This window comes from Acidovorax sp. sic0104, assembly GCF_019219095.1.
Lineage (GTDB): Bacteria > Pseudomonadota > Gammaproteobacteria > Burkholderiales > Burkholderiaceae_C > Acidovorax.
Map to the genome: position 1 here is coordinate 426516 of NZ_JAHUWH010000002.1, position 19228 is coordinate 445743.

General features: G+C 63.8%; 18 protein-coding genes, 1 other RNA gene and 1 pseudogene. 4 read left to right on the top strand and 16 right to left on the bottom strand.

Annotated elements, in window-relative coordinates:
• Nucleotides 1–19: 19 nt before the first annotated feature.
• The 16 genes and pseudogenes from hutC to ompA all read right to left on the bottom strand — a co-directional run bounded on the left by hutC (nucleotide 20) and on the right by ompA (nucleotide 12988).
• A complete protein-coding gene (hutC, locus tag KW835_RS06130) occupies nucleotides 20–832 on the bottom strand; it encodes a histidine utilization repressor (protein ID WP_218381421.1) in 813 nt (270 codons plus the stop codon).
• A 19-nt stretch (nucleotides 833–851) separates the two neighbouring features.
• A complete protein-coding gene (locus tag KW835_RS06135) occupies nucleotides 852–1631 on the bottom strand; it encodes an ABC transporter ATP-binding protein (protein WP_218381422.1) in 780 nt (259 codons plus the stop codon).
• Entirely contained in the window at nucleotides 1628–2464 is an 837-nt protein-coding gene (locus tag KW835_RS06140; protein WP_218381423.1) for an ABC transporter permease, read from the bottom strand. The genes KW835_RS06135 and KW835_RS06140 overlap by 4 nt, the downstream gene beginning before the upstream one ends.
• 25 nt (nucleotides 2465–2489) lie before the next feature.
• On the bottom strand, nucleotides 2490–3455 hold the full coding sequence (locus KW835_RS06145; RefSeq protein ID WP_218381424.1) for an ABC transporter substrate-binding protein: 966 nt from the start codon (nucleotides 3453–3455) through the stop codon (nucleotides 2490–2492).
• Nucleotides 3456–3801: 346 nt separating this feature from the next.
• Nucleotides 3802–5226 carry a cell wall metabolism sensor histidine kinase WalK gene (locus tag KW835_RS06150; protein WP_218381425.1) on the bottom strand — a complete coding sequence of 475 codons (1425 nt, stop codon included), beginning with the start codon at nucleotides 5224–5226 and terminating at the stop codon, nucleotides 3802–3804.
• Nucleotides 5223–5912 (bottom strand): response regulator transcription factor, encoded by a 690-nt coding sequence (locus KW835_RS06155; protein ID WP_218381426.1) that lies wholly within the window; start codon nucleotides 5910–5912, stop codon nucleotides 5223–5225. Before KW835_RS06155 ends, KW835_RS06150 begins: the two co-directional genes overlap by 4 nt.
• A gap of 9 nt (nucleotides 5913–5921) precedes the next feature.
• Nucleotides 5922–6380 (bottom strand): hypothetical protein, encoded by a 459-nt coding sequence (locus KW835_RS26785; RefSeq protein ID WP_255593308.1) that lies wholly within the window; start codon nucleotides 6378–6380, stop codon nucleotides 5922–5924.
• Nucleotides 6381–6396: 16 nt separating this feature from the next.
• Entirely contained in the window at nucleotides 6397–6867 is a 471-nt protein-coding gene (locus tag KW835_RS06165; protein ID WP_218381427.1) for a Spy/CpxP family protein refolding chaperone, read from the bottom strand.
• Between the two features lie 266 nt (nucleotides 6868–7133).
• Nucleotides 7134–7205, bottom strand: a pseudogene (locus KW835_RS27105) (hypothetical protein); the annotation flags it as partial.
• Nucleotides 7206–7353: 148 nt separating this feature from the next.
• A complete protein-coding gene (locus KW835_RS06175; protein ID WP_218381428.1) occupies nucleotides 7354–7572 on the bottom strand; it encodes a hypothetical protein in 219 nt (72 codons plus the stop codon).
• Nucleotides 7573–7762: 190 nt separating this feature from the next.
• Nucleotides 7763–8074: a hypothetical protein gene (locus tag KW835_RS06180; protein ID WP_218381429.1), complete on the bottom strand. Its 312-nt coding sequence runs from the start codon at nucleotides 8072–8074 to the stop codon at nucleotides 7763–7765.
• Between the two features lie 176 nt (nucleotides 8075–8250).
• A complete protein-coding gene (locus KW835_RS06185; protein WP_218381430.1) occupies nucleotides 8251–8514 on the bottom strand; it encodes a hypothetical protein in 264 nt (87 codons plus the stop codon).
• A gap of 1923 nt (nucleotides 8515–10437) precedes the next feature.
• Nucleotides 10438–10824: a transfer-messenger RNA gene (ssrA, locus tag KW835_RS06190) on the bottom strand.
• A 12-nt stretch (nucleotides 10825–10836) separates the two neighbouring features.
• Nucleotides 10837–11502: an HAD family hydrolase gene (locus KW835_RS06195; protein ID WP_218381431.1), complete on the bottom strand. Its 666-nt coding sequence runs from the start codon at nucleotides 11500–11502 to the stop codon at nucleotides 10837–10839.
• 31 nt (nucleotides 11503–11533) lie between these two features.
• Nucleotides 11534–12244: a bifunctional 2-polyprenyl-6-hydroxyphenol methylase/3-demethylubiquinol 3-O-methyltransferase UbiG gene (gene ubiG / locus KW835_RS06200; protein WP_218381432.1), complete on the bottom strand. Its 711-nt coding sequence runs from the start codon at nucleotides 12242–12244 to the stop codon at nucleotides 11534–11536.
• A 102-nt stretch (nucleotides 12245–12346) separates the two neighbouring features.
• A complete protein-coding gene (ompA, locus tag KW835_RS06205; RefSeq protein ID WP_218381434.1) occupies nucleotides 12347–12988 on the bottom strand; it encodes an outer membrane protein OmpA in 642 nt (213 codons plus the stop codon).
• A 224-nt stretch (nucleotides 12989–13212) separates the two neighbouring features.
• Between ompA and gyrA the strand changes: the two genes are divergently transcribed.
• The 4 genes from gyrA (at nucleotide 13213) to KW835_RS06225 (ending at nucleotide 19134) form a co-directional block, all read left to right on the top strand.
• Nucleotides 13213–15885, top strand: a complete 2673-nt coding sequence (gene gyrA / locus KW835_RS06210) for a DNA gyrase subunit A (RefSeq protein ID WP_218381435.1) — start codon at nucleotides 13213–13215, stop codon at nucleotides 15883–15885.
• Between the two features lie 103 nt (nucleotides 15886–15988).
• A complete protein-coding gene (serC, locus tag KW835_RS06215) occupies nucleotides 15989–17098 on the top strand; it encodes a 3-phosphoserine/phosphohydroxythreonine transaminase (protein WP_218381437.1) in 1110 nt (369 codons plus the stop codon).
• Nucleotides 17099–17151: 53 nt separating this feature from the next.
• Complete coding sequence (gene pheA, locus KW835_RS06220) at nucleotides 17152–18249, top strand: prephenate dehydratase (RefSeq protein ID WP_218381438.1); 1098 nt, start codon at nucleotides 17152–17154, stop codon at nucleotides 18247–18249.
• A 12-nt stretch (nucleotides 18250–18261) separates the two neighbouring features.
• Nucleotides 18262–19134: a prephenate dehydrogenase/arogenate dehydrogenase family protein gene (locus tag KW835_RS06225; protein ID WP_218381439.1), complete on the top strand. Its 873-nt coding sequence runs from the start codon at nucleotides 18262–18264 to the stop codon at nucleotides 19132–19134.
• The last annotated feature ends 94 nt before the right edge of the window (nucleotides 19135–19228 follow it).

Here is a 19228-nt window from a genome sequence, read left to right on the forward strand (position 1 = left end):
CTCAGGGGGTGCTTCATATTCAACCGGCGACGGGATTGCCGTCGGCTCGGAAGCGGCTGCCCAAACGGTAGCGGGTGGCAGGGTGCAAACACCGCACCACGGTGATCGGCACCCCGCGCGACCAGGTGCGGCGGGTGAGCAGCAGGCATGGCTCCTGAGGCGACATTTCCAGCAGCGTCGCCTGTTCGGCGGTGGGCATGACGGCATCGACCACATGCTCGATCTGGTCGAAGGGCACGTTGCGCACAAGGTATTCGGAAGGTTGCAGTTGCGTGAAGTCCTGCGCGGCGAACTGGGGCACCTGGCGCGGGTTCACATGGCGGTCTTCAAGCTGCACGGGCAGGCCGTCCTCGCGGTGGATGCACAGCGAGTGGAACACCGACTCGCCCGTGCGCAGGTCCAGCGCAGCGGCCACTTCGAGCGTGGCCGAGATGCGCTCCACCGCCAGCACGTCGCAGCGATAGTCGTGCCCGCGCTGGCGGATCTCGCCAGCCAGGTTGGCGATCTGCAGCAGCGTGGACTGGGGCTTGTCTTCCGCCACGAAGCTGCCTACACCGGCCACGCGCACGATGCGGCCCTGCTCCACCAGCTCACGCAGCGCGCGGTTGACCGTCATGCGCGAGATGCCGAACTGGGTGACCAGTTCGTTCTCGGACGGCAGGCGGTCGCCCGCACGCCAGATGCCTTCCTGGATCTTGCGCGAGATATGGTCCTTGACCTGCTCGTACAGCGCCATGGCCTGCGCGGGCGCAGCCACGGCGACCACGGCCCTGGCAGGCGTGGCGCTGCGCGGTGCAGTGGCTGCGGTGCGGCGGGATGGGCGGGCGCTCATGGGCTGGTGCGGGTTCAGATCAGTGCAGGTCCGCCGCCATGGATTCAGCGCGGATCTCTTCGGTGAGGCGCGCCTTGAGGTCCATGAACTCGGGGCTGGTCTTGATCGTGTAGTGGCGCGGGTGCGGCAGGTCCACCGCCAGCTCGGTCTTGATGCGGCCGGGCCGGGCGCTGAACACGGCCACGCGGTTGGCCATGAAGATGGCTTCATCGATGTCGTGGGTGACAAACAGCACCGTCTTGCGCTCGGACTCCCAGATGCCGAGCAGCAGCTCCTGCATGAGCACGCGGGTCTGGTTGTCCAGCGCGCCGAAGGGCTCGTCCATCAGCAAGATCTTGGGGTCGTTGGCCAGCGCGCGCGCAATGGCGGTGCGTTGCTGCATGCCGCCCGACAGCTGCTTGGGAAAGTGCTGCTCGAAGCCACGCAGGCCCACCTTGGCGATGAAGTACGCGGCGCGTTCCTTTTGCTGCGATTCGGGCATGCCGCGCTCGCGCAGGCCAAAGCGGATGTTCTGCTCGATGGTGAGCCAGGGGAAGAGCGTGTAGCTCTGGAACACCATGCCGCGGTCGGCGCCCGGGCCGTCCACCGGCGCACCGTCGAGCAGCACGCGGCCGCTGGTGGCGTGGTCCAGCCCCGCCACGATGCGCAGCAGGGTGGATTTACCGCAGCCCGAGGGGCCGAGGATGGTCACGAAGTCGTTGTCCTGCACCTCGAAGTCGACAGGCTGCAGCGCCTGTGTGCGCTGGCCCTTGGCGGTCTCGAAGACGCGCGAGACGGCTTGGATGGATACGCTGCTCATCGCACAAAGCTCCAGGCAAACAGGCGGTGGTTGAGCGCCTTGAAGGCGAAGTCGGACACCAGCCCGATGAGGCCGATGATGATGATGCCGAAGATGATCTGGCCGGTATTGAGCAGCGACTGGCTGTCGGTGATCATGTGGCCGATGCCGCTCGACGAGCCGATCAGCTCCGCCACGATCACATAGGTCCAGGCCCAGCCCAGCACCAGGCGCAGTGTCTCGGCGATCTCGGGCGCAGCGCCGGGGATCAGCACCCGCGTGACGATGCCCTTGTGGCCCGCACCCAGCGTGTAGGCAGCCTCCACCAGGTCGCGCCGCGCGCCGCCCACGGTGACGGCCACCATCAGCGTGATCTGGAAGACCGAGCCGATGAAGATGACGAGGATCTTCTGCGTCTCTCCGATGCCGGCCCACAGGATGAGCAGCGGGATGAAGGCCGACGCGGGCAGGTAGCGGCAGAACGAGACGAAGGGCTCGAAGAATGCCTCGATGCCCTTGTACGCGCCCATCGCGATGCCCAGGGGCACGGCGATGACGGCGGCCAGGATGAAGCCGCCGAACACGCGCCACACCGTCATGCCGATGTCCTTGTGAAAGCCGTACTCGCTGAACAACAGCCAGCCTTCCTTGGCCATGGTGACAGGGCTGGCCAGGAAGGTAGGCGACACGAAGCCGCCCAGTGTGAAGAACGCCCACACCAGCACGAACAACACAAAAAAACCGAAGCCCAGCAGCCAGCGGGCACGGGCACTCACAGGCTCCAGGGGAGCGAGCGAGCGCCGGCGCACGGGGGCTTGGGGCGTGGTCACGGGCAGAGGTTGCACAGCAGACATGGCGCGTTCTTCTTCCAGGAACGATTTACTTGATGAAGCTCGCGTCGAAAGTGACGTTCAGATCCTCGGGCCCCTTGCGGATGATGCCGGCCTCGAGAAGGATGGCCGTGGCGTCCTTCATGAACGCGGTCAGCTCGCCCGCAAAGAACTTCTGGTTGGCGGCCTTGTCCTGCCAGCGCAGGAAGGACGACGACTTGGCAAACTGCTCGCCCGTCTGCTTGACCGCCGCGCCCATGATCTCGTTGGACTTGGCCGGGTCGGCCTTGATCATGTCGAGTGCCTGGAAGTACGAGTTGGCCAGGGCCTGTGCGGCCTTGCCGTTGGCCTTGAGCCAGGTGGGGTCGCAACCCACGGTGTCCATCACCATGGGGTAATCGAGCGTGGTGGCCAAGATCTTGCCCGCAGCAGGGTTGTCGCGCACGGTAGACAGGTACGGCTCGTACGTCATGGCGGCGTCGTTCTGCCCCGCCACGAAGGCCTGGGCAGCGGCCTGAGGCGACAGCGTGGTGGTCTTCACGTCCTTGAGGCTCATGCCGTTCTTACTGAGCATCCAGGCCAGACCGAAATACGGGGCGGTGCCGGGCGCATCCACGCCGATGGTCTTGCCCTTGAGGTCCGCAAAGCCCTTGATGTCGCCACGCACCGCAATGCCGTCGGCGCCGTAGGACTTGTCCATCTGGAAGATCTGCACGATGGGCACGCCGTTGGCGTTCCAGGCCACGTGCGTCTCGACCGTGGTGGCGGCGCACTGGATGGACTTGGAAGCCAGTGCGAGGTGGCGATCCTTCTGCGGGATCATCTTGATCTCCACATCCAGGCCGTTCTTCTTGAAGATGCCCGCCTTGTCGGCCAGCGTCAGCGGCGCAAAACCCGTCCAGCCGGACATGCCCAGCACAATCTTGGTCTCTTGCGCCTGGGCCGGTGCGGCCATTGCCATCACGCAGGCCGCTGCCGCTGCCAGCGACGTCCATTTCACAACCGATCGAGTCATCATCTGCTCCTGTTTGAAGAAAGTACCTTTGCCCACTCCGGCCGGGTCGCACCCGCTTCCAGCCGCCATGATGACAGTCCGAGCATACCTGTATATACAGGGTAAACGCTAGCACTGCGCCTCAAGAATCGCGGGGTGATCTGGGTTTGCAAGAACGGGGCCAGGCCGGAGGGTCGGGGGGGCGCTGGCGCGATTATTCGGCCATTGCTATATAAATAATAGCATTCAACCCAATGCCAGCCGACCCCATTCGGCACATCGACTCAAGAGCTTGCAGCAGTGCCAGGGCAAGCGGTCTGAATGGTGCCCAGCCCTGCCGTGCACCAATACCGGGCAAGGTCGCCGCTCAGTCCACCAGGGGCAGGCGCACCGTGACCGACAGGCCGGGCTCTGCATTGCGCATGTCCAGCGTGCCACCGTGCGCCTGCGCCACCAGGCGGCACAGGTACAGGCCCAGCCCCACTCCGCCCGTGGTGCGCTGGCGGGCCGTGTCAGGCCGGTAGAAGGCCTGGGCCAGGTGCGGCAGATGCTCCGCAGGAACGCCCGGGCCGTGATCGCGGACCTCGATCACGATGGAACCATCCACGCGCCGCAGATGCAGCTCAGGCGGTGGAGCGGCCGGGTCGCTGTGCCGAAGGCTGTTGTCCAGCAGGTTGCGCAGCAGCAGCCGAAGCCGTGAGCGGTCGAGCGACAGCGCCGCCAGTGCCTGCGGTGCCCCGCTCACGTCCGCATGCAGCACGATGGACGCCGCGCTGGCGTGGCGCGTGCCCAACTCGCCGATCACCTCGCGCGCCAGCGCAGCAAGATCGGTGGGCTCGCGGTGCAGGGCTGCGTGGCGCCCGGCCAGGCGCTCGCTTTCCAGCAGGTCGGTGATGAGGCCCGCCATCTCGCCCAGGTCGCGCATCAGCGCCAACCGCTGGGTCTGCACGTCGGTGCTTTCGGGCAGCAGTTCGGTGTTCAGGCGTGCCCGCGTGAGCGGGCTTCGCAACTCGTGGCTCATGGCCAGCAACAGTGCGCGCTTAGCCTCCAGCATCTGGTGGATGTCGTCGCCCATGGTGTTGATGGTGGCCGCCAGCTGGCCCAGTTCATCAGGCCGGTGGGCGTGCCGCACGGGGATGGCCTGGGCGAAATTGCCTTCACCGAAGCGCTGGGCGCCCATGCGGATGTCGTCCAGCGGCCGCAGAAGGTGACGCACGTACACATACGCCAACGCCGTGAGCAGCAGCAGCACGGTGAGCGTGCCCCACGCGATGCGCGGCCGCTTGTCCCACGACAGCGCGTTGAGGCCAAACTCGATGCTGTGCCCGTCGGCCGTGATGCGCTGCAAGAGCCGCCGGCCCTGGTCGTCGCTGCCATGGCCGTTCCAGTGGTCCTCGCGCTGGAACTTGTCGCTCATCCAGTCAGGGCGCGGTTGGTCGGGGTGCGACTCCCAGTGGACCGACGGCCCGTCGATGCGCAGCGTCACGGGCAGCCGCTTGGCAATGGCCTGTGCGCGCTCGACGCTGGGGGGGGAGCCGATCTCCGCAGCCAGGCGGTCCACGTAGTCCATCAGCAACGGTCGCGCCGCCTCGCGCCAGCCCACGGACACGGCCTTCTGCACGCCGCCCATGAAGGCAATGGCCACCGTGATCGCCAGGGCCATGAAGACCAGCACCAACCGTATGCGCAGCGAGTAGCCGACGGTCCTGCTTGCACGGCGGTGCCATGGGCAGTCGTGTTCGAGGCCCGGGATGTCGTGGCGCGCCCGTTGGCGGCTACTCCACCACCTCATGGCGCTGGGCCGCGCCGCAGCGCGAGCGAGTAGCCCGCGTTGCGCAGCGTCTTGATGCAGTCGAGCGGCTCGAGCTTCTTGCGCAGGCGGCTGACCACGATGTCCACCGCGCGGGTGTACAGCTCGGCCTCATGTCCGCGCAACTGGTTCAGGATGTCGTCACGGCTGAAGACCTTGCCAGGCTCGCGTGCCAGCAGATGCAGCAGGTCAAACTCCGTCCCCGTGAGCTCGATGTCAGCCCCGTGGCGCTGAACGCTGCGCCGCGCCGCATCGATGCTCAGCCCATCGAACTCCAGCACCCCCGTCCCCCCGCCCGCCCCCGGCGTCCGGCGGCGTCGCAACACGGTCTGCAGACGGGCCACGAGTTCGCGCGGCTCGAACGGCTTGGGCAGGTAATCGTCCGCACCCAGCTCCAGCCCGACCACGCGGTCCATCACCTCCCCGCGGGCCGTGAGCATCACCACGGGCAGGTCGCCTTGCTTGCGGATGGTTCGGCACAACTCGAACCCGTCCATCTCGGGCAGCATGACGTCGAGGATGGCGGCATCAAATCCGCCCGCAGCAAGCCGGGCCAGCCCGTCGCTGGGCCGAAGCGCATGGGTCAGTTCCAGCTCGAAGCGCTGGAAGTACACCGTGAGCGGGGGCCCCAGTTGTTCGTCGTCGTCGATGAGAAGGATGCGGTGCATGTGCAATTCTTACACTGACAGGCTGTATTCCGGCATGGCGCGCTGGCCGGGCGCAATGCCCCAGGCCTGCCCTGCTTCTTCGGCCATGCCCCAATCCTGCCCACGGGTATGGATGGCGCGCACTGCCGGCTCGGCGCCGCTGCCGTGCCAGGCGCCATCGCCGTGTGCGTCAGCAGATACCGCACACAATGCACGGTGTCTGCGGATCAGGTCTCGCAAGCGCCGTTGCGCGGGGATGTGCAGGGCATCGAAGGCATCTGCAGCGGCCAGCAACGCGGGCAGCGCCGCCAGGGCCGCCTGAACGGGCTGGCGCGCAACCAGGCCCAGCGCATGCTCGCGGTCAAAACGCGGGCCCCACACCAGGGACATCAGCTCATCATGTGGCTCGGGCATGCCCGCCAGCAGCACCGGCCCATGCTCGCGCAGTTGCGTGGCCAGTTGGTGAATGGGTTGGAGCAAAGGTGACATGTTGACGCTCCCTGCCTCAGGTGCGCGCCAGCCAGCCCTTGCGCCGCTGCATCAGCTCGCGCACTTTCTGCTGCTGACCCGGATTGAGGCTGTCATAGAAATCTGCCAGCGCCGTGATCACCTCAGGGCTGTTGGCCTGCACGGCCCGGGTCTTTTCATCCAGCAGGGCCTGGGCACGTGTGCGGTCGAACTTGTCGCCAGCCACGATGGCCTGGACCTCTGCGCGCGGATCCGCCGTCTGGCCGACCAGAGCAGTGCGCTGGGCCTGCAGCTTGTCCGCCAGCGTATTGAGTTTTTGCTTCTGTGCGTCCGTGAGATCGAGCTTGCTGCTCACGCGCTCGACCACCTTGCCGCGCATCTCGGCCATCTTCTCCGGCGTCATGGCGCCATGTCGGTGGTGGTAGCCACCGGAGCAAGCAGTGAGACCACCCACCATGATCGAAGCGCCGAACAATCCCACCAGGGTTCTCTTGATCCAGGATTTCATGATGCAGTCCTTTCACGGACGGTGTTGAACATGACCCTGATGGTGCCCGCGCAGCCCAGTCGGGTGGTCTCGGCGCAGTTTCGGTTTATTTCGCTTTGTATCGGTGCACAAGACGGGCGGCCGGGAAGGAGAAGAGCCCCCCAATGGGGCGCTTGGCCCAGGCGGTCGCCTATCGCATGACAGCGGCAAGCACGATGAGTCTCTCGGCAAGACTGGCTGCATCGTCGCGCATTCGAGCCAGCGGCAGGGCGCCTATCGTGCAGCCTTCATACCAGATGCAGTATCCGGCCTGTGCCGCACCGCCCTGCCCATAGGCACATATAGCCTCTTCCACACTCGAATGCAGTGTTGGCTCACCGACCAGTGTCTTGCCCTGGAATACCCTGGCTTGGTATTGCACCGGGCCGTGCGCGCGGATATGGAGTGTGGGGAGCAATGCGGGCGCTGCAACCCGATGTCCGCGCGGCTCGCCCGACGCTGGCGCGGTCACCCCAGGGCCTGGATCTGGCGACATCCCGGATCGGAGAATTGCAATTCGCGCTCCACGCCATGGCCATCTCCATCGCCTTGATAGGCAGGGAGGTCGTCAGCCTGCTGGCGCTGGCGGAGTGCCTCGGAAGGCTGGCCCATCTGGAAAGATGGCGCCTCAGGCAAGGCCTCGATGTGGTGGAACGACGAGTGATCGGAGCAGGCAGAGAATGACATGGGGCTTCCTCGCGGCGAAACTTTGCGGACGCGTCAATGCAGGATTGAGCTTGAGCGGAACATTGGCGCACCAGGCGCTGAGGCGTCGTGTCGGATCGTCTTGCGGTCAATCGTAGGATGCGACTTACGCACCATTTACCCTGTGCGCCGAGGCACGCCGCAGTGCGATCCGACGGTGGTACCGCTCGCTTCAAGCCGCCTTTGCGAGCTCTGGCGGCTCGATGCCCAGGGCATCGCCCTCCCCGGCCAGCAGGCCGATGCAGTCCAGTGCAGTCGGCGGATCACACGGCTCTGCATAAACCCGCAACGCGATGTCCTGGGCTGCTGGCGAAAAGTACAGCCAAAGATTGTCATTGGCCTTGTCGTAGCAGGAAAAAAGCGCACGCCCCGACCCCGGGCGACACATCAGAAACCTGGACATGAACATCTGCTGAATGCGCAGAGTGGGCTCGAAAGCCTGTTCGTCATTCCCGAGGGCCAACTTGTGCCAAGTGCTGCTCATGAGGTGCCTTTCGCCTGGCCATGCCAGTGTTGTGGATGGCACATCGTATGGACGGCACCTTCTTGAGCGGCCTTCTTGTGCACCGCATCAATCTGTAGGACAGTCTCTCTGGCGTATGAGCTTTCACACCGACCTGGGAGCAACCATTTGTCGCTGCGCGGCCCATCGTGACAAGGTCATTCGAACGAAGCTTCCAAATCGCGAAAGGCTTCACCCCGGTGGGGAATGCGCAGCCTTGCGCCGTATGCGCGGAGCGTCGCGCAGCCCAGACCCGTGACATAGAGGATCTGCGCGCGCTGGCAGGGTGAGTCTACGGGCGGGAGTTGCACCTCTACCATTCCTGCCGCATGCAGAACGCGAAGTTTGTCGATGTTGCCCACATCCGACTCGACAACAGGCAGGGAATCGCGCTCCAGCGCTCTCAAATACTCCATTGGCATGGCGGGCCTCCGGCGTGGATGAAAGTTGATTGTGTGGCGCTGCCCCGCGCGCTTCAAGAACTGATACACGCCGCTACAACATCGGGGCGCGATCTGGTTTTCGCCCAATGACGCGCGCATACCGAACGTCCGGAACGCCAACCTTCAAAGCCATACCGTCAGCACAGCTTTTGCCTACATGTGCGCCAGGGCTGCTGCCGTTGATGCGCAACCGTAGGACCAGGCTGACACGCTTGCAAGCAGCGCGAGGACTTTCGCCAAATGACAGCATCTTTAGCATGGGCCGGTTCGCAACCAGGGGGCCCCATGCCGATTCTTGTGATCTTCTTCGGAGTACAGCTTGTCGCGGTCGCATTGGCTGCAGCAATCGCCGGGCTGTGATCAGCGATGGGCCAGATCGCCGCAAGCAGCTCACATTCGCGACTTCAGCCCCAGTTGCGGCGCACGTCACCCAACGCGATGTGATCGCTGCGCAACTTCACGAGGATGACCTTGGCAACGTCGGATCCGATCCGTTCAGCTTGTTCGATGCTGAGAAACCAACCACCAAGCAGCGTTGATGGCTGGGACTGCGCCTCCCACGCTGACCATCCCCGCAGCCGACTGCCAGGGTACTCCAGAAGCCAACTCCCACGCGGCCAACGCAAGCACTGCCAGTATCGCCAGGACATTCACGCCACCAGCCAAGGCAACCAGTCGCCCAGAAATACCGCCGCGCACCGCCGCACAGAGAGCCAGGGCGAAGGCGGCTGCCGCCAGGAGATTTGCCAGCATGGCGGGCGTGTGCCAGGGAGTCCGCAGCAAGGCAACCACCCCCGCGCACAGCCAGAGACCCAAAAGATTGATGAGCCCAAGCCCCATGCGAGTGACCGTGCTGGGTGCCACAACCCGAGAGCGAACTGAGTCCTTCATGATCCTTGGGGCTCCTCACGGTTGAACGCCATACCTCTTGCGCACATCACAAGAACATTGGCCATCCTCGCACAATTCACGGTGGCCGCTCTGCCTTGAGCCGCAACGCCAGGCTCTGGGCATGACTCCCATGGAGGGCCAACTGCTCGCAATTGACGACTGCTGTAGACGGAACGGAAACGCCGATCTCGACCACCGCCCGATATGCAATCCTCGTCACCGAAAGTCATCATTTGGACGATTCTCATCACCGTCTCGGCATTGCGGCTATGTGGACCCTGCTGCTTCGCGGCTCTCCTTGGGGCCGGATGCAATGGCTGTGCTGCTGGCAATGGTTCTTCTAGGGATCCTCTGCACGAATCGAGTGGCCAAGTGTGCGCTGCGGATCGGCATGGACGGCGACTGGGCGAACGAGCTTCATCCAAGCGCAAGCGGAATCAAAAAGCTTGTGCATGCAGCATGGAAGCCGCACCTCATCGCTGCGGGGCTGGCTTAAAACCGGGATAACGACGTCATCAAGGAGCCAAAGACAGCGGCCGGCATCCGCGAGGTGGAACTCGACGCAAGCACCGTTGCGGCCCTGAGAGCTCAACGCCCAGTTTCAGAAGTCAGGGGCGTCCGCATCTGACTCAATTCTCGCGATGACAAAGCCCTGGTCCCCGGATGCGCAGAAGCGAAAGACTTTCCGGGTACCGGTCTGTGCGAGCTCTGGGGGTAGAGTGCCGCAACCCGCATGAAGTCCGGCATACCAACGCCTCGACGCTCCTCACCGCAGGTCAGAACCCTTGGCATGTGCCCCCCCCAGCTCTGCCACGAGGATGTGGAAATGGTCTTTCGCTCGTACGGGCGGTTCATCCGGGAGGATTTCCAGAAGCCGAAGCCCGAATTGCGCATTGTGGGAAATTACTGATCGGTGTGAATTCCGTGTGAATTCACCGACAGCACCAGACACCTCCAGGCAAAGAAAAACCGCCACAGCCTGGGTTCTCCAGGGTGTGGCGGTGTCTTGTATGGTGGAGCTGGCGGGAATTGAACCCGCGTCCGCAAGCCTTTATCGGGCAGATCTACATGTTTAGCGGTCTGATTTAAATCTCGCTACCGTTGTCGCGCAGTCGCACGCTACAACGGCGGCCAGCACCCTATTTTCTCGCTTCAACCCAAGGTACCCGGATCAAAGCCAGCCCATGTAATTATCCTTGCAGCCGGGAGGCGCTGATTGCTCAGAACCCCCTTGCCCAGCCCATCGGCCAACTGTTGCAAGGCTCACTGGCAATTAAGCAGCGAGTGCGAAACGTTCGTCGTTTGCAGTTAGTTTGTTAAATCGAGATTTACGAGCGTGACTCAAGCTCGACATGCACCACACCGATTCCGAACCCACGTCGAAACCAGGACAGCCCCAGGCCTTCTATTTTAGGCGCCATCGAGCAATTGCAAGAGGTCCCCGGGACATTTAATTGCAGCATGCGCCCCCCAGTCGAGAGGGTTGTTCTTGACCCCCAAGTAACCGTAGGTCGCAGCGACCGTTCCCATGCCTGCGGCCAGCCCTGCCACTATGTCACGCTCATCATCTCCTACATAGATGCACTGCGCAGGCGCAACGTTCAAGCGCGCCGCAGCCTCGAGCAACGGAGCGGGATGGGGCTTGGAGTGCGGCGTCGTGTCACCGCTGACAACCGCCCCGGCGCTTGCGAACAGAGGAATGGCGCGGGTCAGGGGGTCGGTGAATCGGGAAGCCTTGTTGGTAACCACGCCCCACACGAGTTCGCGCTCGACGATCTGCGCGACCATTTCTGCCACTCCGTCAAAAATGCTCGTGAGCTCGGTCATCCGGGATTCGTAGTTCACGAAGAACTCCTCCCGAAAGGCCAGGAAGTCGGGATGCTCGGGTGTCATTCCAAAAGCCTCGCCGAGCATTCCGCGCGCTCCAGCTCCTGCCATCGACCGGTATCGCTCCAGGGGAAGGGATGACATGCCTCGGTCCGTGCGCATTTTGTCGGCGGCAGCGCCCAGGTCGGGTGCGCTGTCGATCAGCGTGCCATCGAGGTCGAACAGCACGGCGCGAATGTTCTGAAACATGGGTCAGTAAATAGGAGTGTCGGATAAGGCATCAAGCGTTGCGCCGGGTGGCAAACAGGTAGTTGACACTGGTGTCGTCGCTCATCCAGTAGCGCTTGGTCAGCGGGTTGTATTCAAGACCTCGAGTGGCCTCAATGTCGAGCCCCGCATTGCGGCAGCTCAGGGCCAGTTCACTGGGCTTGATCATCTTTGCATATTCGTGAGTGCCACGCGGCAGCATGTTCAGCACGTACTCGGCGCCGACGATGGCCAGCATGAAGGCTTTCGCATTGCGGTTGATGGTGGAGAAAAACACCGATCCACCCGGCTTGACAAGACGAGCGCAAGCCTGCACCACAGAAGCAGGATCCGGCACGTGCTCCAGCATTTCCATGCAAGTGACCGCATCGAAGCTGGCAGGCTGTTCTTGCGCCAGGATTTCCACGCTGATCTCACGATACTGGATGTTGCTGGTCTGGGCCTCCATGGCATGCAACTGCGCCACGCGCAGCGCCTTGGTGGCCAGGTCGATGCCCAACACATCGGCTCCTTTCCGAGCCATGGAATCCGCCAGAATGCCGCCCCCGCAGCCCACATCCAACACGCGTTTACCTGAAAGCGGGCAAATACCGTTGATCCATTCAAGCCGCAGGGGGTTGATCTGGTGCAATGGTTTGAATTCGCTTTCGGGGTCCCACCAGCGGTGGGCGAGTTCGGAGAATTTGGCCAATTCGGCCGGATCTGCATTGACGTTATCACTCATGCTTGTGATTTTCCACGATGACGGACATGGATACGAAAAGCCCCAAAACGCAAAAAAGCCCCGTTACCGGGGCTTTTTTGTGCATAACAGCAATCCAGGGGATTACTGAGCAGCGCGGGTACCGACCACTTCGATTTCCACGCGGCGATTCTTGGCGCGGCCTTCGGCAGTCTTGTTGTCAGCCACAGGTTGCTTTTCGCCCTTGCCTTCGGTGTAGACGCGGTTCTTTTCGATGCCCTTGGACACCAGATAAGCCTTCACGGCTTCGGAACGGCGGACCGACAGCTTCTGGTTGTAAGCATCGGAACCCACGGAGTCAGTGTGACCCACGGCGATGATCACTTCCAGGTTGATGCCCTTGACCTTGGAGACCAGGTCGTCCAGCTTGGCCTTGCCTTCTGGCTTCAGCACGGACTTGTCGAAGTCGAAGAAAGCGTCAGCAGCGTAGGTTACCTTGGTGGCGACAGCTGGTGCTGGTGCTGGAGCTGGTGCAGGTGCTGGTGCTGCTGGAGTGGCGGCAGGAGCAGGAGCAGCGGCAGGAGCGGGAGCAGCGATAGCGCCGTCGCAGCCAGGAGCAGCCGTAGCAGGCGTCCAGTTGGCGTTGCGCCAGCAGTATTCGTTGGTACCGTTCTTCCAGACCAGTTGGCCAGAAGCATCACGCCAGTTGTCAACGGTTTGTGCGCCAGCGGCGGTTGCGAGCGCTGCAGAGGCAAACAACATCGCCACTTTGTTCAGTTTCTTCATGGTTCTCCTCTTGGGGAAAAAGCCGCAGCCGCGCTGCGAATCAGGACGCTTGGGGTGACCACCACCCAAAGCGTTCAAACGATTGTGCCATACGTAACAGGGCAAAAGCGGGGGCGCCGGTGCGCGCTCCGTAGGACAAAACCGGAATTGCCACGATATGTTGCTGAAGCGCTACACGCTCTTACCTCTAAAATGAATCTCCTTTGCCACCGCCGCCGCCCCCAATGACCCAGTTTGCCAAAGAAACCTTGCCCATCAGCCTCGAAGAGGAGATGCGGCGCAGTTATCTCGACTACGCGATGAGCGTGATTGTGGGCCGGGCCCTGCCCGACGCCCGCGACGGCCTGAAGCCTGTGCACCGCCGCGTGTTGTTCGCGATGCACGAGCTCAACAACGACTGGAACCGGCCTTACAAGAAGTCGGCCCGTATCGTGGGCGACGTGATTGGTAAGTACCACCCCCACGGTGATTCGGCGGTGTATGACACCATCGTGCGGATGGCGCAGGATTTCTCGCTGCGACATATGCTGGTGGACGGTCAGGGCAATTTCGGTTCGGTGGACGGAGACAACGCTGCGGCCATGCGGTATACCGAAATCCGTCTGGCCAAGATCGCTCACGAAATGTTGGGCGATATCGACAAGGAGACTGTCGATTTCGGCCCCAATTACGACGGCAGTGAAAAGGAGCCGCTGGTATTGCCCAGCAAATTGCCCAACCTGCTGGTCAACGGTTCGGCCGGGATTGCCGTGGGCATGGCCACCAATATTCCACCCCACAATCTCAACGAAGTGGTGGACGCCTGCCTGCACATGCTGCGCCACCCCGAGGCCTCCATCGACGAGCTGATGGAGATCATTCCGGCGCCCGACTTCCCCACCGCGGGCATCATCTACGGCATCAATGGAGTGAAGGACGGCTATCGCACGGGCCGCGGCCGCGTGATCATGCGCGCCAAGTGCCACTTCGAGGACATCGACCGGGGCCAGCGCCAGGCGATCATCGTTGACGAGCTGCCCTACCAGGTCAACAAGAAGACGCTGCAGGAGCGCATGGCAGAGCTGGTCCACGAGAAAAAGATCGAAGGCATCAGCCACATCCAGGACGAGTCCGACAAGTCGGGCATGCGGCTGGTGATCGAGCTCAAACGCGGCGAAGTGCCCGAGGTGGTGCTGAACAACCTGTACAAGCAGACGCAGCTGCAGGACACCTTCGGCATGAACATGGTGGCGCTGATCGACGGCCAGCCGCGTTTGTGCAACCTGAAGGACCTGATCGTCGTCTTCCTGCAGCATCGCCGCGAAGTGGTGACGCGCCGCACGGTATTCGAGCTGCGCAAGGCGCGCGACCGCGGACACGTGCTCGAAGGCCTGGCCGTGGCCCTGGCCAACATCGACGACTTCATTGCCATCATCCGCAACGCCCCCACGCCGCCGGTGGCCAAGTCCGAGCTGATGGCCCGCTCATGGGACAGCAAGCTGGTGCGCGAGATGCTCACCCGCACCCGCGAAGACGGCGGCGTGATCAATGCCGACGACTACCGTCCCGACGGCCTGGAAAAGGAATTCGGCATGGGCCAGGACGGCCTGTACCGCCTGTCTGAAACCCAGGCCCAGGAAATCCTGCAGATGCGCCTGCAGCGCCTGACTGGCCTGGAGCAGGACAAGATCGTCGCCGAGTACAAGGAAGTCATGGCGGTCATCGAAGACCTGCTGGACATCCTCGCCAAGCCCGAGCGCGTCTCCACCATCATTGGCGAAGAGCTCACCTCCATCAAGACGGAATTCGGCCAGCACAAGCTGGGCGCGCGCCGCAGCATCGTCGAGTACAGCGCGCAAGACCTCTCCACCGAAGACCTGATCACCCCCACCGACATGGTGGTGACGCTCAGCCACACCGGCTACATCAAGAGCCAGCCCCTGTCCGAGTACCGCGCGCAAAAGCGCGGCGGGCGGGGCAAGCAGGCCACGGCGACCAAGGAAGACGACTGGATCGACCAGCTCTTCATCGCCAACACGCACGACTACATCCTGTGCTTCTCCAACCGCGGACGCCTGTACTGGCTCAAGGTCTGGGAAGTGCCCGCCGGCTCGCGTGGCTCGCGGGGCCGCCCCATCGTCAACATGTTCCCGCTGCAGGACGGCGAGAAGGTCAACGTGGTGCTGCCGCTGACCGGCGACATGCGCACCTTCCCGGCCGACCGCTATGTGTTCATGGGCACGAGCATGGGCACGGTCAAGAAGACGGCGCTCGATGAATTCAGCAACCCGCGCAAGGGCGGCATCATCGCCGTGAACCTGGACGATGGCGACTATCTGATCGGCGCCGCGCTGACCGATGGCAAGCACGACGTGATGCTGTTCAGCGACGGCGGCAAGGCCGTGCGCTTCGACGAGAACGACGTGCGCCCGCTGGGCCGCCAGGCCCGCGGCGTGCGCGGTATGACGCTGGAAGACGGCCAGAGCGTGATCGCGATGCTGGTGGCCGAAGACGAAACGCAAAGCGTGCTCACCGCCACCGAAAACGGCTACGGCAAGCGCACCAGCATCGTCGAATACACGCGCCACGGCCGCGGCACCAAGGGCATGATCGCCATCCAGCAGAGCGAGCGCAACGGCAAGGTCGTGGCCGCCACGCTGGTGCATGCCGACGACGAGATCATGCTGATCACCGACAAGGGCGTGCTGGTGCGCACCCGCGTGTCCGAGATCCGTGAACTCGGCCGGGCCACGCAGGGCGTGACACTGATCGCGCTGGACGAAGGCTCCAAGCTCAGCGGCCTGCAGCGCATCGTGGAAAACGACGCCAACGTGGCCGACCCCGAGTCGGACGGCGAAGGCAGCTCGGACGGCGGCAGCCCCCCAGACTCCGGAACGCCGCCCACGCCCGACGCCTGACCCTTGCCGCGAGGCGCCGTACACAGACCGCGCCATTGCTATGAAAAGTGAAGCTGCCAGCGCTTACCCATCAAGCGCTGGCAGTGTTTTTGATGGATTGATCATGAACCGTCCCTATAACTTCTCGGCCGGCCCGGCCGCCATTCCCGCCGAGGTGCTGGAGCAAGCCGCTGCCGAAATGCTCGACTGGCATGGCAGCGGCATGGGCGTGATGGAGATGAGCCACCGCGGCAAGGAATTCCTCTCCATCTATGAACAGGCTGAAGCCGACCTGCGTGCACTGCTGGCCGTGCCTTCCAACTTCAAGATTTTGTTCATGCAGGGCGGCGGCCTGGCCGAAAACGCCATCGTGCCGCTGAACCTCTCCCGCGCCGGTGTGGTCGATTTCGTGCTGACCGGCAGCTGGAGCCAGAAGTCCCAGAAGGAAGCCCGCAAGTACGCCTCCGAGGTGAACATCGTCGGCTCGGCCGAGGACACGGGCTTCACCACCCTGCCCGACCCCGCCACCTGGACGCTGAGCCGTGGCGCCAGCTACCTGCACATCTGCAGCAACGAGACCATCAACGGCATCGAATTCCACCAACTGCCGGACATCCAGGCCCTGGGCAGCGATGCCCCCCTGGTCATCGATTTCTCGTCGCATGTGGCGTCGCGCCCCGTGGACTGGTCGCGCGTGGGCCTGGCCTTCGGCGGCGCCCAGAAGAACCTCGGCCCCGCCGGGCTGACCCTCGTCGTGGTGCGCGAAGACCTGCTCGGCCACGCCCTGCCCGCCTGTCCCAGCGCCTTTGACTACAAGACAGTGGCTGACAACCAGTCCATGTACAACACCCCGCCGACCTGGGGCATCTACATTGCCGGCCTCACCTTCCAGTGGCTCCTGCGCCAGACCGAAGGTGGCCTTACCGGCGTGGCCGCCATGGAGCGTCGCAACATCGGCAAGGCTGAACTGCTTTACAACGCCATCGACAGCTCGCAGCTGTACGTGAACAAGGTGGCCGCCAACTGCCGCTCGCGCATGAACATACCGTTCTTCCTGCGCGACGAAAGCCGCAACGACGCGTTCCTGGCAGGGGCCAAGGAACGCGGCCTGCTGCAGCTCAAGGGCCACAAGTCCGTGGGTGGCATGCGCGCCAGCGTCTACAACGCCATGCCGCTGGCTGGAGTGCAGGCGCTGGTGGACTACATGCGAGAATTTGAACAAAAACACGCCTGAACCGGAACCTCCACCGACACCTGTTCTCGCGAAAGCGCACTGACACCCCATTCATGAATACTCCGCAAGCCTCACCCGACCTCGCCAGCCTGCGCGTGCAGATCGACTCCATCGACCAGCAACTGCTCACGCTGCTCAACCAGCGGGCTCTGGTGGCCGAACAGGTGGGCGAAGTCAAGAAGCGCGAAGGCACGCCGTTCTTCCGCCCCGACCGCGTGGCGCAGGTCATCGAGAAGATCCAGACGGCCAACCCCGGCCCGCTCAAGGGTCCCCATGTGGCGGCCATCTGGCGCGAGATCATGTCCGCCTGTCTGGCACTCGAGTCACCCCAGCGCGTGGCCGTGCTCGGCCCTGAAGGCACCTTCTGCGAACAGGCGGCCATCGAATTCTTCGGCGGCGCGGCCGACCTGATGTACTGCGCCAACTTCGACGAGGTGTTCCACGCCACAGCCGCCGGCAGCGCCCAGTACGGCGTGGTGGGCGTGGAGAACTCCACCGAAGGCGTGGTCACCCGCTCGCTCGACCTGTTCCTGCATACCCCCACCCACGTGGTGGGCGAAGTGAGCCTGCTGGTGCGCCACAACCTGCTGCGCACCACCAACTCGCTGGACGGCATCGAGGTAGTGCTCGCGCACCCGCAGGCACTGGCGCAGTGCCAGGCCTGGTTGTCCAAGCACCTGCCACATGCCGAGCGCCGCCCTGTGTCGAGCAACGCCGAAGGCGCACGCCTGGCCACCACCAACCCCGCCTGGGCGGGGCTGTCCAGCGAGCGAGCTGCCACCCAGTTCGGCCTGCACATCGTGGCGCACGCGATCCAGGACGACGCCTACAACCGCACCCGCTTCGCCATCATCTGCCTGCCACACACGCTGCAGACGCCGCCGCCCTCTGGCAAGGACTGCACCAGCCTCGTGGTGTCGGTGCCCAACCGGCCCGGCGCGGTGCACGACCTGCTGGTCCCGCTCAAGACCCACGGCGTGTCCATGACGCGCTTCGAATCGCGCCCGGCACGCACGGGCCAGTGGGAGTACTACTTCTACATCGACCTGGACGGCCACCCAGCCCAACCCCACGTGGCACGAGCCCTGGAAGAGCTGCGCAGCCTGTGCGCGTTCTACAAGGTCCTGGGAACCTACCCTGTCTCGTCGTAAGGAACAGCCGCCATGTTTGAACAATTGGGACTGATCGGCTGCGGGCTCATGGGAGGCTCGTTTGCCCTGGCGATGAAGAAAGCCGGGCTCGTCAAGCGCGTGGTGGGCTACAGCAAGTCGCCCTCCACCACCGACCGCGCCCGCCAGATGGGCGTGATCGACGTGGAAGCCCCCTCCGCGCTGCTGGCCGTGGCGGGCGCGGACATCGTGCTGCTGGCCGTGCCCGTGGCCGCCACCGAGGCCACGCTCAAGGCCATCAAGCACCTGGTCACCCCCCAGATGCTGATCATGGACGTGGGTTCCACCAAGGCCGACGTGGTGCAGGCTGCGCGCCGCGCACTGCGCGACCAGGTGGGCTCGTTCGTGCCCGCGCACCCGATCACGGGGCGCGAAGTGTCGGGCGTGGAGCATGCCGAGGCCGACCTGTACAGCGGCCGCCAGGTCATCCTGACGCCCACCGAACGCACGCTCACCGTGCAGTTGCAAAAGGCCGACGAGATCTGGACGGCCCTGGGCTGCCGCGTGAGCAGCATGTCGCCCGAATCGCACGATGCCGCTTTCGCGGCCGTGAGCCACCTGCCCCACGTGCTGGCGTTCGCCATGATGAACAGCATCACCGGCCAGAACGAAGGCGACGAATTCCTGTCGCTGGCCGGCCCGGGCTTTCGCGACTTCACCCGCATTGCCGCCAGCGACCCCAAGGTCTGGCGCGACATTCTGCTGTCCAACCGCGAAGAGTTGCTCGCGCAGTCCAAGCTGTTCCGGCAAGCGCTGCTCAACATCGAACAGGCCATGGAAAAAAGCGACAGTCAGTCGCTGGAAGACATGCTGACGCTGGCCAGCGAAACGCGGGCGCATTGGCGCATGGGCGCGAAGAGGAAGTAGCCCCCGGCCTGGTAGCCCCCTGAGTCGCCTGCGGCGCCTTCCCCCAAGGGGGACGCACCCGGTGGCCTGGCGGAGCCAGTTCCACGGGTGCACT

Bases quoted from the DNA above. Each gene is read 5' to 3' on its own strand.
- KW835_RS06145 (WP_218381424.1), bottom strand. From the start codon at position 3,455: ATGACTCGATCGGTTGTGAAATGGACGTCGCTGGCAGCGGCAGCGGCC.
- ubiG (WP_218381432.1), bottom strand. From the start codon at position 12,244: ATGAGTGATAACGTCAATGCAGATCCGGCCGAATTGGCCAAATTCTCC.
- serC (WP_218381437.1), top strand. From the start codon at position 15,989: ATGAACCGTCCCTATAACTTCTCGGCCGGCCCGGCCGCCATTCCCGCC.
- KW835_RS26785 (WP_255593308.1), bottom strand. From the start codon at position 6,380: ATGTCACCTTTGCTCCAACCCATTCACCAACTGGCCACGCAACTGCGC.
- KW835_RS06135 (WP_218381422.1), bottom strand. From the start codon at position 1,631: ATGAGCAGCGTATCCATCCAAGCCGTCTCGCGCGTCTTCGAGACCGCC.
- gyrA (WP_218381435.1), top strand. From the start codon at position 13,213: ATGACCCAGTTTGCCAAAGAAACCTTGCCCATCAGCCTCGAAGAGGAG.
- hutC (WP_218381421.1), bottom strand. From the start codon at position 832: ATGAGCGCCCGCCCATCCCGCCGCACCGCAGCCACTGCACCGCGCAGC.
- KW835_RS06175 (WP_218381428.1), bottom strand. From the start codon at position 7,572: ATGTCATTCTCTGCCTGCTCCGATCACTCGTCGTTCCACCACATCGAG.
- KW835_RS06150 (WP_218381425.1), bottom strand. From the start codon at position 5,226: ATGAGGTGGTGGAGTAGCCGCCAACGGGCGCGCCACGACATCCCGGGC.
- KW835_RS06185 (WP_218381430.1), bottom strand. From the start codon at position 8,514: ATGCCAATGGAGTATTTGAGAGCGCTGGAGCGCGATTCCCTGCCTGTT.
- KW835_RS06140 (WP_218381423.1), bottom strand. From the start codon at position 2,464: ATGTCTGCTGTGCAACCTCTGCCCGTGACCACGCCCCAAGCCCCCGTG.
- ompA (WP_218381434.1), bottom strand. From the start codon at position 12,988: ATGAAGAAACTGAACAAAGTGGCGATGTTGTTTGCCTCTGCAGCGCTC.
- KW835_RS06195 (WP_218381431.1), bottom strand. From the start codon at position 11,502: ATGTTTCAGAACATTCGCGCCGTGCTGTTCGACCTCGATGGCACGCTG.
- KW835_RS06155 (WP_218381426.1), bottom strand. From the start codon at position 5,912: ATGCACCGCATCCTTCTCATCGACGACGACGAACAACTGGGGCCCCCG.
- pheA (WP_218381438.1), top strand. From the start codon at position 17,152: ATGAATACTCCGCAAGCCTCACCCGACCTCGCCAGCCTGCGCGTGCAG.
- KW835_RS06165 (WP_218381427.1), bottom strand. From the start codon at position 6,867: ATGAAATCCTGGATCAAGAGAACCCTGGTGGGATTGTTCGGCGCTTCG.
- KW835_RS06180 (WP_218381429.1), bottom strand. From the start codon at position 8,074: ATGAGCAGCACTTGGCACAAGTTGGCCCTCGGGAATGACGAACAGGCT.
- KW835_RS06225 (WP_218381439.1), top strand. From the start codon at position 18,262: ATGTTTGAACAATTGGGACTGATCGGCTGCGGGCTCATGGGAGGCTCG.